The sequence below is a fragment of the Mycolicibacillus trivialis genome, from assembly GCF_002102395.1.
Lineage (GTDB): Bacteria > Actinomycetota > Actinomycetes > Mycobacteriales > Mycobacteriaceae > Mycobacterium > Mycobacterium triviale.
This window is the reverse complement of record NZ_LQPZ01000041.1, coordinates 28,894-44,414: the sequence shown is the minus strand read 5'-3', so window position 1 is coordinate 44,414 and position 15,521 is coordinate 28,894. Positions and strand designations below refer to the sequence as shown.

The following is a 15,521-nucleotide window of genomic DNA, read 5'->3' as shown; positions in this document are numbered from 1 at the left end:
CACTGTCGGACGAGCGCGGCCGTGCCGTGCTCATCCGGTTGCGGAAAACAGTACGCGGGCTTCGATCAGGCGCTCGATCTCGGCGGCGGGCAGCCCCAGCACCGCAGAGCAGATCCGGCGGGTGTCGGCCCCGGCGAGCGGTGCGGGCCGGGTCGGCGCCGCCGGGATGCGCCGATACCTCGCCGGGCCGGTCTCGGCGGGCAGCGGGGTGTCGAAGAGCGGATGGACCATGTCGGCGAAGACCTTCCGGTGGTGCAGCTGCGGGTCCTCGGCCAGCTCGGGCGGGCGGTTCATCGGGGCGGCGGCGATGCCGGCGGCCTGCAATTCGGTCGCCGCCGCCGACGGCGGGCGCCGCGACGTCCAATCCGACAGCTGCGCGGTCAGCTCGGCGCGGTGTGCCCGGCGCGCGGCGCCGTCGGCGAAGCGGGGGTCGTCGGCCAGTTCGGGGCGGCCCAGCACCGCGGTGATCGCGCGCCAGTCGACGTCGTCACAGATCGACACCACACACCATTCGTCGTCGCCGGCGGCGGGAGAGACCAGGTGCAGGTCGGCGCCGTCCGAGACCGCCGCCGTGCCGTCCCGGCGGGCCGCCTCGGTGACGTAGTGGACGGCCAGCTGGTTGACGGCGACCTCGGTCTGGGCGATGTGGACGCGGACCCCCGCGCCCCGGTGATGGCGGTGGATCAGCGCCGCGAGCGCGGCGATCGCGGTGACCCGCCCGGCGACATGGTCGGGGAAGATCGTCGTCGCGTCGTAGAACGGGTGGCGGCCGCTCTCGGCCGTGCCGTCCGGGGCGGTCCACAGCCGGGTGACCCCGGTGGTGGCCCGCACCAGCGGCCCGTAACCCATCCGGTCGCTCCACGGGCCGGTGTCGCCGAACGCACTGCTCTCGGCCAGCACGATGCGCGGGTTGAGGGCGCGCAGCCGCGCGTGGTCGAAGCCGAGGCCGGCCAGCGTGCCGGGTTTGAAATTGGCGAACACCGCGTCGGATTCGGCGACCAGCCGCTCGAACAGGGCGGCGCCCTCGGCGCTGCGCAGGTCCAGCCCCAACGCCGCGCTGTTGCGGTGTGCCCAGGCGAACGATTCGCTCATCGGCTGGCCGGGCCGGGTCTGGCGCAGGCCGTCGGGATGCTCGGCGCTCTCCACCTTGATGACCTCGGCACCCAGGTCGGCGAAGAGCCTGCTGGTCTCGCCGCCGGCGACGATGATGCCCAGATCCAGGATGCGCAGCCCGGTGAACGGCCGGCCGTTCCCGGGGTCGGCGTCGGGGACGGTCGCCGGCGCGCCGGTCGCCCAGTCCGGCCGGTCGGCACCGGGCGCCGGTGCCGGTGTGCGGAACCCGGCGCGCGCACCCTCGACGGTGAAATAGCCGACCGGCACCGCGGTGTCGACGCCGGGGACCAGCTCGACGTCGGCGATCGCGCCGACCGCCCGGAAATGGTCGGAGGTCAGCGCCTCGGCCGGGTCCAGCACCGCCGCGATCGGCACCCGGTGGGACTGCCCGGCGGCCACCAGCTCCGCCCTGGTCCGGTCGGCGAACAGCGCGGCGACCAGTTCGCTGATCTGCGGCCAGGCCGCGAACCGGGCGCCGATCCGGTCGAACTTCGGGTCCTGGAACCGCTCCGGCTCGCCCAGCCAGGCGCGCAGCCCGTGCCACTGGCGCGGCGACATCACGCAGATCCGGACGTAGCCGTCCCGGCAGGCGAAGATCGGGTAGGCGTCCTGGTTGCGGGGCCGGCCCCGCCAGCGCTCCGGCGCCCGCTGGGCGGCCGCGGTCTGGCCGTGGGTGCCGAACACCGGGTCCAGGCCGACGGCCACCGCGTCGAACCGGGAGAAATCCAGGTAGTCGCCGACGCCGCAGCGCAGCCGGCGGTAGTAGGCGGCCAGCGTGGCCCAGGCGGCCTGCACCGCCGCGGTGGCCGAGGCGATCCCGGTCGGCGGCAGCACCGGTGTGCCGTGGGTGGGCCCGGACCGCGACAGCGCTCCGGACAGGGCGTAGAACACCGCGTCGGTGGCCCGCCACGACGCGCGGGGGCCGTCGGTGCCGAAGTCGCTGACCGTCACCGCGACCAGATGCCGATGCCGGTCGGTCAGCGCGGCACAGTCGAGACCGTAGGCGGCGGCACGGCCGTTGCTGTCGACGACGATGTCGGCACCGGCGGCCAACTCGGCCAGCCGGCGCCGGTCGGCCTCGGCGTCCGGGTCGAGCACGGCCGCGCGTTTGTTGGCGTTGTGCAGGCCGAACGGGATGCCGGCGCCGGCCAGTGTCGGCGCGGCGGTGCGCGCCGCATCGCCGCCGGGCGGCTCGATCTTGAGGACGTCGGCGCCCAGGTCGGCGAAGACCCGGGTCACCGCGTCGGCGTCCCCGCCGGACAGATCAAGCACCCGCACCGATTCCAGCAACACCCCGCCAGCGTAGGCAACCGGTTCGCCACGGTGCGGCACCACCGGCCGGAAATCGGGACAATGAGACAGATGACTGCTGACACCGCGCCCGCCCGCACTCTGGGCGAGGACGACCTGGCCGCCATCGACGCCTACTGGCGCGCCGCCAACTACCTGTCGGTCGGCCAGATCTACCTGCTGGACAACCCGCTGCTGCGGGAACCGCTGGCCCCCGAGCACATCAAACCGCGGCTGCTCGGGCACTGGGGCACCACCCCGGGGCTCAACCTGGTCTACGCCCACCTCAACCGGGTGATCCGGCAGCGCGACGCCGACGTCATCTACGTCACGGGCCCGGGCCACGGCGGGCCCGGCCTGGTCGCCAACGCCTACCTGGAGGGCACCTACAGCGAGGTCTACACCGGCATCGGCGAGGACACCGACGGGTTGCGCGCGCTGTTCCGGCAGTTCTCCTTCCCCGGCGGCATCCCCAGCCATGTGGCCGCGCAGACCCCGGGGTCGATCAACGAGGGCGGTGAACTCGGCTATTCGCTGGTCCACGCCTACGGCGCCGCGCTGGACAACCCCGGCCTGGTGGTGGCCTGCGTGATCGGTGACGGCGAGGCCGAAACCGGGCCGCTGGCCACCAGTTGGCACTCCAACAAGATGCTCAACCCGGCCCGTGACGGCGCGGTGCTGCCGATCCTGCACCTCAACGGCTACAAGATCGCCAACCCGACGCTGCTGGCGCGCATCCCCGAGGAGGAACTCGACAGCCTGCTGCGCGGGTACGGGCACCGGCCTATCACCGTCGCAGGCGACGAGCCCGCCGCCGTGCACCGGGCGCTGGCCGCCGCCCTCGACGAGGCGTTCGACGAGATCGCCGCCATCCAGCGCGCGGCCCGCACCGACGGGGTCGGCGAGCGGCCACGCTGGCCGATGATCGTGTTGCGCACCCCCAAGGGCTGGACCGGACCCAAGACCGTCGACGGGCTCGAGGTGGAGGGCACCTGGCGCTCGCACCAGGTGCCGCTGCCGGGCACCCGCGACAACGCCGAACACCGGACACAACTCGAGGAGTGGCTGCGCGGCTACCGGCCCGAGGAACTCTTCGACGAGGCCGGCCGGCTGCGCCCGGAGCTGCGGGCCCAGGCACCCGACGGCGACCGGCGGATGAGCGCCAACCCGCACGCCAACGGCGGCCTGCTGCTGCACGACCTGGACCTGCCCGACTTCCGCGACTACGCGGTCGCGGTGCCGCGACCGGCCACCGAGACCCAGGAGGCCACCCGGGTGCTCGGCGGGTTCCTGCGCGACGTGATGGCCCGCAACCCCGACCGGTTCCGGCTGATGGGCCCCGACGAGACCGCCTCCAACCGGCTCGACGCGGTCTACGACGCCACCGACAAGGTGTGGCTGGAACCGATCCTGCCCAGCGACGAGCACCTCTCCCCGGACGGGCGGGTGATGGAGGTGCTCTCCGAGCATCTCTGCCAGGGCTGGCTGGAGGGCTACCTGCTCACCGGCCGGCACGGCCTGTTCAGCTGCTACGAGGCGTTCGTACACATCGTCGACTCGATGTTCAACCAGCACGCCAAGTGGCTGACGGTCAGCCGGGAGCTGCCGTGGCGGCGCCCGATCGCCTCGCTGAACTACCTGCTGACCTCCCATGTGTGGCGCCAGGACCATAACGGCGCCTCGCATCAGGACCCCGGGTTCATCGACCTGGTCGCCAACAAACGCCCCGAGGTGGTGCGGGTCTACCTGCCGCCGGACGGCAACACGCTGCTGTCGGTGGCCGACCACTGCCTGCGCAGCCGCGACTACGTCAACGTCATCGTCGCCGGCAAGCAACCGCAGCTGAGCTACCTGAACATGACCGACGCCGTCGCGCACTGCACCCGCGGGCTGGGGATCTGGGAGTGGGCGAGCACCACCACCGGCGAACCCGACGTGGTGCTGGCCTGCGCCGGCGACGTGCCCACCCTGGAGACCCTCGCGGCCGCCGACATCCTGCGCCGCGAGCTGCCGGACCTGGCGGTCCGGGTGGTCAACGTCGTCGACCTGATGCGGCTGCTGCCGGATACCGACCACCCGCACGGACTCTGCGACCGGGAGTTCGACACGCTGTTCACCGCCGACAAGCCGGTCATCTTCGCCTATCACGGCTATCCGTGGCTGATCCACCGGCTGACCTACCGGCGCACCAACCACGCCGGCCTGCACGTGCGCGGCTACAAGGACCGCGGCACCACCACCACGCCGTTCGACATGGTGATGCTCAACGACCTGGACCGGTTCCACCTGGTCATGGACGTCATCGACCGGGTGCCGAGCCTGGGTGGGCGGGCCGCGGTGCTGCGCCAACGAATGGTCGACGCCCGGCTGGCCGCCCGCTCCTACACCCGCGAACACGGTGAGGACGACCCCGCGATCACCGGATGGACCTGGTCGAACAGCCGGTAAACTGGGCCGAATGCATCAGGCACCGGCCGTGGCCGCGCCCCACCCGCACCCGTTATCCCTGCAGCTCAGCGCGTTGAGCCAGGCCCGGGTCTACGTCGACATCGCGGTCGTGGTGGTGGTGTTGGCGCTGACCAACCTCATCGCGCACTTCACCACCACCTGGGCCGGGGTGGCCACCGTGCCGCTGGCCGCGGTCGGGCTGGTGGTCCTGGTCCGCGCCCGCGGGCTGGGCTGGGCGGAACTGGGCCTCGGCCGCGACCACTGGCGCTCCGGGGCGGGCTACGCGCTGGCCGCGGTCGGCGTGGTGGTCTCGGTCATCGCCGTGGGGGCGGCGCTGCCGTGGACCCGTGCGATGTTCCTCAACAACCACTACGCGACGCTGTCCGGCGCGCTGGTCGCCTCGATGATCATCATCCCGCTGCAGACGGTGATCCCCGAGGAGTTGGCGTTTCGGGGGGTGCTGCACGGCGCGCTGGACCGCGCCTGGGGGTTCCGTGGGGTCGCCGCCGCCGGATCCCTGCTGTTCGGGCTGTGGCACATCGCCACGTCGATGGGGCTGACCAGCAGCAACGTCGGGTTCACCCGGCTGTTCGGCGGCGGTGTGCTGGGCATGCTCGCCGGGGTGGTGTTGGCGGTGTTGGCCACCGGGGCCGCCGGCTTCGTGTTCACCTGGCTGCGGCGGCGCAGCGGCAGCCTGATCGCGCCGATCGCGCTGCACTGGTCACTTAACGGGATGGGCGCCCTGGCCGCCGCCCTGGTCTGGCAGCTCTCCGCCTGACCGCGGCCAACGCGTCGCGGGCGCCCGATCGCCGGCATCCCATCGCCGCAAGCGGGGATTCCGCGAGTGCAGAACCCCGAGTGAAGAACCCGCGCGTGCAGAACCCGCGAGTGAAGAACCAGGGCGCCCGAGTGTTGAACCATGGCGGAAAAACGCGTCGAGCGCCGCCGAGGAACTTCATTCGGCGACGCTCGAGGCGGTGAACCGGGCCGAGCCGCGGACGGCTCGACCGGTCCGGATCAGGCGGGCTGAGCCGGCGGAGCAGGTGGCGCAGGCGGCGGCGCGGGAGCCTCGGGCGCGGGCGGAGCACCCGGCACCGGCGGCTCACCCGGCGCGGGCGGGGCCTCCGGCGCGGTGAACGGACGGATCGACTCGGCCAGTGCCGTGGCGGCGCCCTTGTCGATCGGGTCGTTGGCGGTGCCCAGCCACACCACGAACCAACGGTTGCTGGTGGCGTCGTCGGTGCCCGCGTCGCCGACCACACCGGACCAGATCTGGCCGTTGGGCTTGGTCTCGTCGGTGAACTTCACCTCGTAAAACGACGCGTTGCCGCTGAGGTCACCGGCGGTGAGCTCACTGTTCTCCGAGTTCACTCGGGTGCCCGGGTAGGGCATGTAGAACTCACCCATGTCCGAGGCCAGCTTCGAGGCGGCCTTGGCGTTGTCGGCCTCCGAGGCGGCGTAGAGCTTGTGGTCCAGCCGGCCCAGCAGGATGCGGGTGTCGTTGGCGACCACCGGCGGCTGCCCGAACTCGCCCGGGCTGATCTCCTTGCTCAGCAGCGCCGAGCCGTAGTTGAGCTGAGTGGCGTCGGACTCCACCCAGCCGGCGGGCGGCACGAAGCTGAACCCGCCCACCGGGTTGTCGACGCGGGCCGGTTGCGGCGCGGGCGGCGGTGGCGGCGCCAGCGGGTCGGCCGGCGGCGGAGCCTGCCCGGGTGCCGGCGGCGGAGCCTCGCCGGGCGGAGGCGGCGGGGCCTCACCCGGCGCCGGCGGTGGCGCGGGCTGGTCCGCCGGTGGCGGCGCCTGCTCCGTGGTCGGCGGTGCCGGCGGCGGCGGCGGGTCGGCGAGTGCGGTCGCCGGCAACGCAATCGTCACCGCGCTGGCTCCGGTCGCCGCCGCGACCGCCAACGTCCCCCACAGTGATTTACGGTTTGATGTCGGATCCACCTGCTCCATGGCGCAAAAATCTACCGTGTTACGTCCGTGACGCAAGTTCGAATTGCAAACATCGGCGCCCAAACCCGCGCCGAACGCCACCCGACGAGGAGCGAACCCGGCCGCAAGCCGGTCTCAGCCCTCGGTGTGTCGCGCCGACGGGTGCAACGCCACCTCCTGGGCCTTCACCCCGAACCAGACCCGCAGGCCGGCGGCCAGCCCCAGCTGTGCGGCCGCCTCGGCGGTGATGTCGGCCGCCAGCCCGGGTGTGCCGTCGGACTGCTCACCGGCTCGCACCCGCACCACCGGGCCGCGCGTGTCGATCTCCGCGACGGTCACCGGGACCAGGTTGCGTGGGCTGCCCTGCGGCGGCTGTGCGAACACCGCCACCGCCGACGGCGCGAACACCGCCACCCCGGCCTGCCCGGCACCCACCTCGCCGAACCCGTGCCAGACGGTGCCGTCGACACCGCGTAGCAGGCCGTCACCGGCAATCGTGCCCGCGACCAGGTTCACCCCGGCCAGCAGCGCACCGAACGCGCTGCGCGGCGCGGCCAGCACCGCGCTGACCGGGCCGGCCTCCGCGACGCCGCCGGCCTCGAGCACCAGGATCCGATCCGCCATGCTCACCACGTCGAGCAGGTCGTGGGTGATCAGGACGGTGGCGGTGCGGGCCCCGGTCACCGCGCGGCGCAGCACCGCCCGCGCCGCACTGGCCGCGGCCACGTCCAGCCCGGCCAGCGGCTCGTCGAGCAAGAGCACCTCCGGCTCGGCGGCCAGCGCGCGGGCGATCGCGACCCGCTGGGCTTGGCCCCCGGAGAGCCGGCGCGGCTTGCGGTCGGCCAACTCCTCGGCGTCGACCTCGCGCAGCCAGCGTCGGGCGACGGCCGGAACCGACTCCCGCCCGCCCCGGCAGCGCGGTCCGAACGCGACGTTGGCGGCCACACTCAGATGCGGGAACAGCAACGGGTTCTGCAACAGCAGCCCGACCCGGCGGTCGTGGGTGGCCACCTGCACCCCGGCGGCGGTATCGGTGAGCACCCGGTCGCCCACCCGCACCAGCCCGGAGTCGGGCCGCACCAGCCCGGCGATGACGTGCAGCGCCGTCGACTTGCCCGCCCCGTTGGGCCCGACGATCGCCAGCACCTGACCGGCAGGCACGCTGAACGCGACGTCGAGGCCGCGCCCGGCGACCACGGCGCGCACCGTCAGCCCCGCCGCGTCCATCTAGCCCACCCCGGTCAGGCGGCGACTGCCCAGCCCCACCACGACCACCGCGGCCACCGCCACCAGCAGCAACGACAGCGCCACCGCGGCGTCGGCGTCGGTGACCCGCTGCAGATAGATCTCCAGTGGCAGGGTGCGGGTGACCCCTTGCCGGGAGCCGGCGAAGGTCAAGGTGGCGCCGAACTCCCCCAGCGAACGGGCGAACGCCAGCACCGCGCCGGAGGTCAACCCGGGCACCAGCAGCGGCAGCGTCACCCGCCACCACACCGTGCTGGGCCGCGCACCCAGCGTCGCGGCCACCAGTTCGTAGTCCGCGCCGGCGGTGCGCGCCGCACCCTCGAGCGCGATGACCAGAAACGGCAGGGACACGAAGGTCTGGGCCAGCACCACGGCGGTCGTGGTGAACGCGATGTCGATCCCGGCCGCGCTGAGATGACGTCCGACCAGCCCCAGCCGGCCGAACGCGTAGAGCAGCGCGATCCCGCCGACGACCGGCGGCAGCACCAGCGGCAGCAGGATCAACGGCCGCGCCAGCCGCACCGGCCGGGCCCGGCTGCGGGCCAGCACCAGTGCCATCGGCACGCCCAACACGATGCACAACAGCGTGCTGGCGGTGGCGGTCTTCAAACTCAGGCCCAGCGCGGCCAGCGAGGACGGGCTGGTCAGCAGCGACCAGAAGTTCGGCCAGTCCACCCGCAGTGCCACGGCCGCCAGCGGCAGCACCACGAACGCGGCCCCCGCCGCGGCGGGCAGATACACCCACGCCGGCAGTCCGGCAGGCCGGTTCACCAGCGTCGGCGTCAGGGCTTGGCGAAGCCGGCCCGGTCCAGAACCTTCTGGCCGGCCTCCCCGGTCACCGCGTCAACGAACTTCTGGGCCAGGTCGGTGTCGGCGGCCTTCTGCAGCACCGCGATCGGATAGACGTTGACCACGTCGTCGGATTCCGGGAACCGCACGGTGGTCACCGCGTCACCGGCGTTGAGCGCATCGGTGACATAGACCAGCCCGGCGTCGGCCTGCCCGCTGGTGACCTTGGTGAGCACGTCGGTGACGCTGGGCTCCTCACTGGCCGGGTTGAGGTGCACCGCGGTGTTGTCCTCGAGCTGGCGGGTCGCGGCGCCGCACGGCACCGGCGCCTGGCACACCACCACGTTGAGCTCGGGGCGGGCCAGGTCGGCGAAGGACTCCACGTGCTTGGGGTTGTCCGGCGCGGTGACGATCACCAGGGTGTTGGCGGCGAAATCGGTGGGGGTGCCGTCGACCAGCCCGGCCTGGACGACCTTGTCCATCTGCGCGGTGTCCGCGGAGGCGAAGACGTCGGCGCTCGCGCCCTCGGTGAGCTGGGTGGCCAGCGCCGAGGAGCCGCCGAAGTCGAATTCGACGTCCACGCCGGGATTGTCGGTCTTGAACTGCTCGGCGATCTCGGTGAACGCCGGCTTGAGCGACGCGGCCGCGAACACCGTGATCGCGGAGGCCTGGTCATCGGCGGTGCTGCACCCGCTCAGGGCGGTCGCCAGCATCGTCGAGACACCGACGGCCAGCAAGGAGATTCGACGCATGGACTGCACCCTAGTCACCGCCGACCGGGCCGCGACAGTGCCGTTCCGGTCCGGAGGCCAAACCGTGTCCCGATCGTGTCGGCCCCGGTGCGGATACTAGCTACTGTCCAGTAACATGAGCCGCGGTCGGCGCCGCGTTCGGGCGCCGCGGAAGAGGAGGTCATGGTGATGGAGGTCCTGGTAACCGGCGGCGACACCGAACTGGGTCGCACGATCGCCGAGGGCTTTCGCGACGCGGGCCACACCGTGACGCTCACCGGTCGCCGCCCTGAGGAACTGCAGGCCATCGCCCGGCAACTCGACGTCGACGCGATCGTCTGCGACAACACCGACCCGGCCAGCCTGGCCGAGGCGCGCGGGCTGTTCCCGCACCACCTCGACACCATCGTCAACGTGCCCGCCCCGCAGGCCGAGTCCGGGGACCCGCGCACCTACACCCTGGCCGACCACGCCGGAGCCTGGCGCGCCGGCCTGGACGCCACCGTGCTCGCCGCGGTGCTGACCGTGCAGACCGTCGGCGACCACCTGCGCTCGGGTGGCTCGATCGTCAGCGTGGTCGCCGACGAGGAGCAGGGCGGCGCGGTCCCCGCGGCGATGAAGGCCGCGCTGGGCAACTGGAGCGCCGGGCAGGCCGAGGCCTTCGGGACCCGCGGGATCACCGTCAACGTGGTCGCCGGCGGCCAGAGCTTCCAGCCCGGCTACGACGGCCTGACCCGCGGCACGCCGACGGTGGCCGAGGAGATCGCCCGCCTGAGCGTCTTCCTGACCACCCCGGCCGCTCGCCACATCACCGGGCAGACCCTGCACGTCAGCCACGGCGCCCTGGCCAACTTCGGCTGACCGCGGCCCGCTCCCCCACTCGGCGCCAAGGGGTGGTCGACCCCACAGCCACCCGGCGGGCGGCCGCGAAGCCGGGCGGCTACGGTTAAAGACGAACGTGCTGTCGGTGTCGAGGAGCAATCAAACCGTGAGTGCCCAACCCGAAGTCGCTGCCGAGCCCCGGCGTCGTCACCAGGTCGTCGTCATCGGATCCGGTTTCGGCGGGCTCAATGCCGTCAAAAAACTCAAACGCGCCGACGTCGACATCAAACTGATCGCCCGCACCACCCACCACCTGTTCCAGCCGTTGCTCTACCAGGTGGCCACCGGGATCATCTCCGAGGGCGAGATCGCCCCGGCCACCCGCGTCATCCTGCGCAAACAACGCAACGTGCAGGTGCTGCTCGGCGACGTCACCCGCATCGACCTGACCAACAAGGTCGTCGTCTCCGAACTGCTGGGCCACGTCTACGAGACCCCGTTCGACAGCCTGATCATCGCCGCCGGCGCGGGCCAGTCCTACTTCGGCAACGATCAGTTCGCCGAGTGGGCGCCGGGCATGAAGTCCATCGACGACGCGCTGGAGTTGCGCGGGCGCATCCTCAGCGCCTTCGAACGCGCCGAGCGCTCCAGCGACCCGGCCCGGCGCAGCAAGCTGCTGACCTTCACCGTCATCGGCGCCGGGCCCACCGGGGTGGAGATGGCCGGGCAGATCGCCGAGATGGCCGACCGCACCCTCAAGGGCACCTTCCGCAAGATCGACCCCACCAAGGCCCGGGTGATACTGCTCGACGCCTCCCCCGCGGTGCTGCCGCCGATGGGCGAGAAACTCGGGCAGCGTGCGGCCGCCCGGCTGGAGAAGATGGGCGTGGAGATCCAGCTCGGGGCGATGGTCACCGACGTGGACCGCAACGGGCTGATGGTCAAGGACCACGACGGCACCGAACGCCGGATCGAATCCACCTGCAAGGTGTGGTCGGCGGGCGTGTCGGCCAGCCCGCTGGGCCGCGACCTCGCCGAGCAGTCCGACGTCGAACTCGATCGGGCCGGCCGGGTCAAGGTGCTGCCCGACCTGTCGGTGCCCGGCCACCCGAACGTCTTCGTCGTCGGCGACATGGCCGCGGTGGACGGCGTGCCCGGGGTGGCGCAGGGCGCCATCCAGGGCGGCAAGTACGCCGCCAACCTGATCCGGGCCGAACTGCGCGGCGCCGACCCCGCCCAGCGGGAACCGTTCCAATACCTGGACAAGGGGTCGATGGCGACGGTGTCGAAGTTCTCCGCGGTGGCCAAGATCGGTCCGCTGGAGTTCAGCGGCTTTCTGGCCTGGCTGGCCTGGCTGGTGCTGCATCTGGTCTACCTGGTCGGGTTCAAATCCAAGATCAGCACGCTGCTGTCGTGGGCGATGACGTTCCTGTCCGACGCCCGCAGCCAGCTGACCATCACCGACCAGCAGGCCTTCGGCCGCACCCGGATGGAACAACTCGAGGTGTTCGCCACCGAAGCGCAGCGCGCCGAGGTGCACCGGGTCGCGAACTGACCCGTCGCGCGCCGGCTACCCGCCGTCGGTGGGCAGGTTCTGCAGCCGGACCTGGCCGCGGGCGAGCACCCGTTGCTCGGCGTCGCTGATCGTCACCAGCCACAACTGTTGGCGCCGGCCCCGATGCAGCGGCGTCGCGACCCCGTGCAGCCGCCCGGAGCGCCCGGCGCGCAGGAAATCGGTGCTGTTGTTGACGCCGACGACGTTGCCGCCACCGTGTTCGCTCAGCCAGGCGAACCCGGCCACACTGGCCATGCTCTCGATGACCGAGCAGAACACCCCACCGTGCACCAAACCCATGGGCTGCAACAGTTTCGGCGTCACATCCAGGTGTGCGCGGGCGCCGTCCGGGCCGACCTCGGTGTAGACCAGCCCCAGTTCGTTGTCGAACGGGGCGCCGAGTTCGGGCGGGACCGGGGAGGCGTCGGACGAGGGCATCTTCTGTGTCTACACCATCTGCCGAGTGCGGGCGGGCCCCGGCCGGATCGGCGCGGGGCCCGCCCGTCGAGTCGGACCGGGGGTCTCTGCAGCCCTCAGGACGCCGGCGCGGCCCGTGTAGCACTCGACGACGACAGCATAGGCAAGGCTGCCCTAACCGCGCAAGGGGGGCGGTGCGACGCCGCGTAGTGGACCGGAGTAGGCTGCAGCACATCACGGGAGGGGTGAGACGAACCATGGCCAACCTGACACGGCTGGGCGACCTGGAGCGCGCCGTGATGGACCACCTGTGGTCGGCGTCGGAGCCCCAGACGGTGCGCCAGGTGCACGAACTACTCGCGCTGCGGCGCGACCTGGCCTACACCACGGTGATGACCGTGCTGCAGCGGCTCGCCAAGAAGGACCTGGTCGTCCAGCTGCGCGACGACCGAGCCCACCGCTACTCCCCGCGCTTCAGCCGCGACGAACTGGTGGCCGGGCTCATGGTCGACGCCCTGGACCAGGTCGCCGACCGCACCGGCAGGCAGGCCGCGCTGATGCACTTCGTCGAGCGGGTCGGCGCCGCCGAGGCCGACGCCCTGCGCCGCGCGCTGGCCGAGCTGCAGACCGCCCACCGGGACGGCGACCCTACTGGCGGTCGACCGGTCGACTGAGAGACACTGACAACGTGTCCGCGCTGGCCTTCACCCTCCTCGCGCTGCTGCTGGCCGCACCGGTGCCCGCGCTGCTGGCCCGGTCGCGCTGGCCGCTGCGGGCACCCCGCGCGGCGCTGGTGCTCTGGCAGGCGATCGCCGTCGCCGCGGTGCTCTCCGCGTTCAGCGCCGGCATCGCCACCGCCAGCCGGCTGCTGATGCCCGGCCCGGACGGCCGGCCCACCGCCACCCTGGCCGGCGACATCGGCCGGCTCGGCTGGCCGCTGTGGTTCTTCTACGTCACGGTGCTGGTGCTCACCGTGCTGGTCGGGGCCCGGCTGGTGGTCGCGGTGCTGCAGGTGATGATCGGGACCCGCCGCCGCCGCGCCCGCCACCGCATGCTCGTCGACCTGGTCGGCGGCGTCTCCCCCGCCCCGCGCGGCCACCCGCCGCTGCGGGTGCTGCAGGTCCCCGAGCCGCTGGCCTACTGCCTGCCCGGTGTCCGCGCCCGGGTGGTGCTCAGCGACGGCACCCTCACCCGGCTCGACGACGACGAACTCGCCGCGATCCTCAGCCACGAACGCGCCCACCTGCGCGCCCGCCACGACCTGGTGCTGGAGGCGTTCACCGCGGTGCACGCCGCCTTCCCGCGGGTGGTGCGCAGCGCCCACGCCCTCGACGCGGTGCGGCTGCTGATCGAACTGCTCGCCGACGACGCCGCCGTCCGCACCTCCGGCCGCAGGCCGCTGGGCCGGGCCCTGGTGGCCTGCGCCGCAGGCCCGGTGCCCGCCGGCGCGCTGGGCGCGGGCACCCACACCGTGGTGCGGGTGCGTCGGCTCGCCCGGCACACCAACAGTCGGACGCTGGCCGTGCTGGCCTACGCCGCCGCCGCCGCGATCGTCGGCGTGCCCACCGTGGCCGTGGCGGTACCGTGGCTTTTCGAGCTGCAACGGCTGATGCTGCCGTGACCGCCCGCGCCCCGCTGGCGGGGTGCGCCGCGCCGGTTCCGCCCAGTCCCCGACAAGCCTTGGGAGGCGATTGAATGAGTCCGTCGGAAACCACCACAGCCACCGGCAGTGCCCAGATCGGGGTGACCGGCCTGGCGGTGATGGGCTCCAACATCGCCCGCAACTTCGCCCGGCACGGCTACACCGTGGCGCTGCACAACCGGTCGGTGGCCAAAACCGACGCGCTGCTGGCCGAGCACGGCGGCGACGGCGCCTTCGTCCGCACCGAGACGATCGGTGAATTCCTCGCCGCCCTGGAACGGCCGCGGCGGGTGCTGATCATGGTCAAGGCCGGCGCCGCCACCGACGCCGTCATCGACGAACTCGCCGCCGCGATGGAGCCCGGCGACATCGTCATCGACGGCGGCAACGCCCTGTACACCGACACCATCCGCCGGGAGAAGGCGCTGGCCGCACGCGGTTTGCACTTCGTCGGCGCCGGCATCTCCGGCGGCGAGGAGGGCGCCCTCAACGGCCCGTCGATCATGCCGGGCGGGCCTGCCGAGTCCTACGCCTCGCTGGGCCCACTGCTCGAGGAGATCTCCGCGCACGTCGACGGGGTGCCGTGCTGCACCCACATCGGCCCGGACGGCTCCGGGCACTTCGTCAAGATGGTGCACAACGGCATCGAATACGCCGACATGCAGCTCATCGGCGAGGCCTACCAGCTGCTGCGCGACGGTCTGGGGCTGACCGCGCCGCGGATCGCCGACGTCTTCGCCGAATGGAACACCGGCGATCTGGACAGCTACCTGATCGAGATCACCGCGGAGGTGCTGCGCCAGGTCGACGCGGCCACCGGGGCACCGCTGGTCGACGTCATCCTGGACCGGGCCGAACAGAAGGGCACCGGCCGCTGGACGGTCAAATCGGCGCTGGACCTCGGGGTCCCGGTCACCGGCATCGCCGAGGCGGTGTTCGCCCGGGCCCTGTCCGGCTCGGTGGAGCAGCGCGCGGCCGGCGCCGGGCTGGCCGCCGGCCGGCTCGGCGAGCGGCCCGCCGACGCCGCCGCGTTCACCGAGGACGTCCGCCAGGCGCTGTACGCCTCCAAGATCGTCGCCTACGCGCAGGGCTTCAACCAGATCCAGGCCGGCAGCGCCGAACACGGCTGGAACGTCGCCCCCGGCGACCTGGCCACGATCTGGCGCGGCGGCTGCATCATCCGGGCCAAGTTCCTCGACCGGATCAAGGACGCCTTCGACACCGACCCGGAGCTGGTCAGCCTGCTCGCCGCGCCCTACTTCCGCGCCGCGGTGGAGACCGCGATCGACAGCTGGCGGCGCGTGGTGATCACCGCCACCGGGTTGGGCATCCCGGTGCCGGGCTTCGCCTCCGCGCTGTCCTACTACGACGGCCTGCGCACCGAACGGCTGCCTGCCGCGCTCACCCAGGCCCAGCGGGACTACTTCGGCGCCCACACCTACGGTCGCACCGACCGGCCCGGCATGTTCCACACCCTGTGGAGCGGCGACCGCAGCGAGGTGCCGGCCTGACCCGCCGACCGCAGACCACCACGACG

13 protein-coding genes are annotated in these 15,521 nt (G+C 72.6%); 7 read left to right on the top strand and 6 right to left on the bottom strand.

The window, feature by feature from the left end; genetic code table 11:
• Positions 1-30: 30 nt before the first annotated feature.
• Complete coding sequence (locus AWC30_RS14865) at positions 31-2,406, bottom strand: CaiB/BaiF CoA transferase family protein (protein WP_085111011.1); 2,376 nt, start codon at positions 2,404-2,406, stop codon at positions 31-33.
• A gap of 69 nt (positions 2,407-2,475) precedes the next feature.
• Between AWC30_RS14865 and AWC30_RS14860 the strand changes: the two genes are divergently transcribed.
• Positions 2,476-4,851, top strand: coding sequence for a phosphoketolase family protein (locus AWC30_RS14860; RefSeq protein ID WP_372507219.1), 2,376 nt, complete (start codon positions 2,476-2,478; stop codon positions 4,849-4,851).
• Positions 4,852-4,861: 10 nt separating this feature from the next.
• Positions 4,862-5,629 (top strand): CPBP family intramembrane glutamic endopeptidase, encoded by a 768-nt coding sequence (locus AWC30_RS14855; protein WP_085111009.1) that lies wholly within the window; start codon positions 4,862-4,864, stop codon positions 5,627-5,629.
• 239 nt (positions 5,630-5,868) lie between these two features.
• Here AWC30_RS14855 and AWC30_RS14850 read toward each other — a convergent pair whose 3' ends face one another.
• The 4 genes from AWC30_RS14850 to modA all read right to left on the bottom strand — a co-directional run bounded on the left by AWC30_RS14850 (position 5,869) and on the right by modA (position 9,569).
• Positions 5,869-6,804 carry an alanine and proline-rich secreted protein Apa gene (locus tag AWC30_RS14850; protein WP_085111008.1) on the bottom strand — a complete coding sequence of 312 codons (936 nt, stop codon included), beginning with the start codon at positions 6,802-6,804 and terminating at the stop codon, positions 5,869-5,871.
• 114 nt (positions 6,805-6,918) lie between these two features.
• Positions 6,919-8,010: a sulfate/molybdate ABC transporter ATP-binding protein gene (locus AWC30_RS14845; protein ID WP_085111007.1), complete on the bottom strand. Its 1,092-nt coding sequence runs from the start codon at positions 8,008-8,010 to the stop codon at positions 6,919-6,921.
• Positions 8,011-8,799 (bottom strand): ABC transporter permease, encoded by a 789-nt coding sequence (locus AWC30_RS14840; protein WP_207568456.1) that lies wholly within the window; start codon positions 8,797-8,799, stop codon positions 8,011-8,013.
• Positions 8,800-8,810: 11 nt separating this feature from the next.
• Positions 8,811-9,569, bottom strand: a complete 759-nt coding sequence (gene modA, locus AWC30_RS14835; RefSeq protein WP_085111006.1) for a molybdate ABC transporter substrate-binding protein — start codon at positions 9,567-9,569, stop codon at positions 8,811-8,813.
• A 162-nt stretch (positions 9,570-9,731) separates the two neighbouring features.
• On the opposite strand from modA, the gene AWC30_RS14830 reads away from it, so the two are divergent.
• Positions 9,732-10,409 (top strand): SDR family oxidoreductase, encoded by a 678-nt coding sequence (locus AWC30_RS14830; RefSeq protein ID WP_207568455.1) that lies wholly within the window; start codon positions 9,732-9,734, stop codon positions 10,407-10,409.
• A gap of 127 nt (positions 10,410-10,536) precedes the next feature.
• Positions 10,537-11,925 (top strand): type II NADH:quinone oxidoreductase Ndh, encoded by a 1,389-nt coding sequence (locus AWC30_RS14825; protein ID WP_085111005.1) that lies wholly within the window; start codon positions 10,537-10,539, stop codon positions 11,923-11,925.
• A gap of 15 nt (positions 11,926-11,940) precedes the next feature.
• On the opposite strand, the gene AWC30_RS14820 is transcribed toward AWC30_RS14825, so the two are convergent.
• Entirely contained in the window at positions 11,941-12,363 is a 423-nt protein-coding gene (locus AWC30_RS14820) for a PaaI family thioesterase (RefSeq protein ID WP_085111004.1), read from the bottom strand.
• Between the two features lie 236 nt (positions 12,364-12,599).
• Here AWC30_RS14820 and AWC30_RS14815 point away from each other — a divergent pair, with 236 nt between their 5' ends.
• From AWC30_RS14815 to gndA, 3 genes are all read left to right on the top strand, one after another.
• The gene (locus AWC30_RS14815) at positions 12,600-13,016 is read left to right on the top strand and encodes a BlaI/MecI/CopY family transcriptional regulator (RefSeq protein ID WP_085111003.1); all 417 of its coding nucleotides are present in this window, start codon (positions 12,600-12,602) and stop codon (positions 13,014-13,016) included.
• A 14-nt stretch (positions 13,017-13,030) separates the two neighbouring features.
• A complete protein-coding gene (locus AWC30_RS14810; protein WP_085111002.1) occupies positions 13,031-13,963 on the top strand; it encodes a M56 family metallopeptidase in 933 nt (310 codons plus the stop codon).
• A 74-nt stretch (positions 13,964-14,037) separates the two neighbouring features.
• Positions 14,038-15,495: an NADP-dependent phosphogluconate dehydrogenase gene (gene gndA / locus AWC30_RS14805; protein ID WP_085111001.1), complete on the top strand. Its 1,458-nt coding sequence runs from the start codon at positions 14,038-14,040 to the stop codon at positions 15,493-15,495.
• Positions 15,496-15,521: the final 26 nt, after the last annotated feature.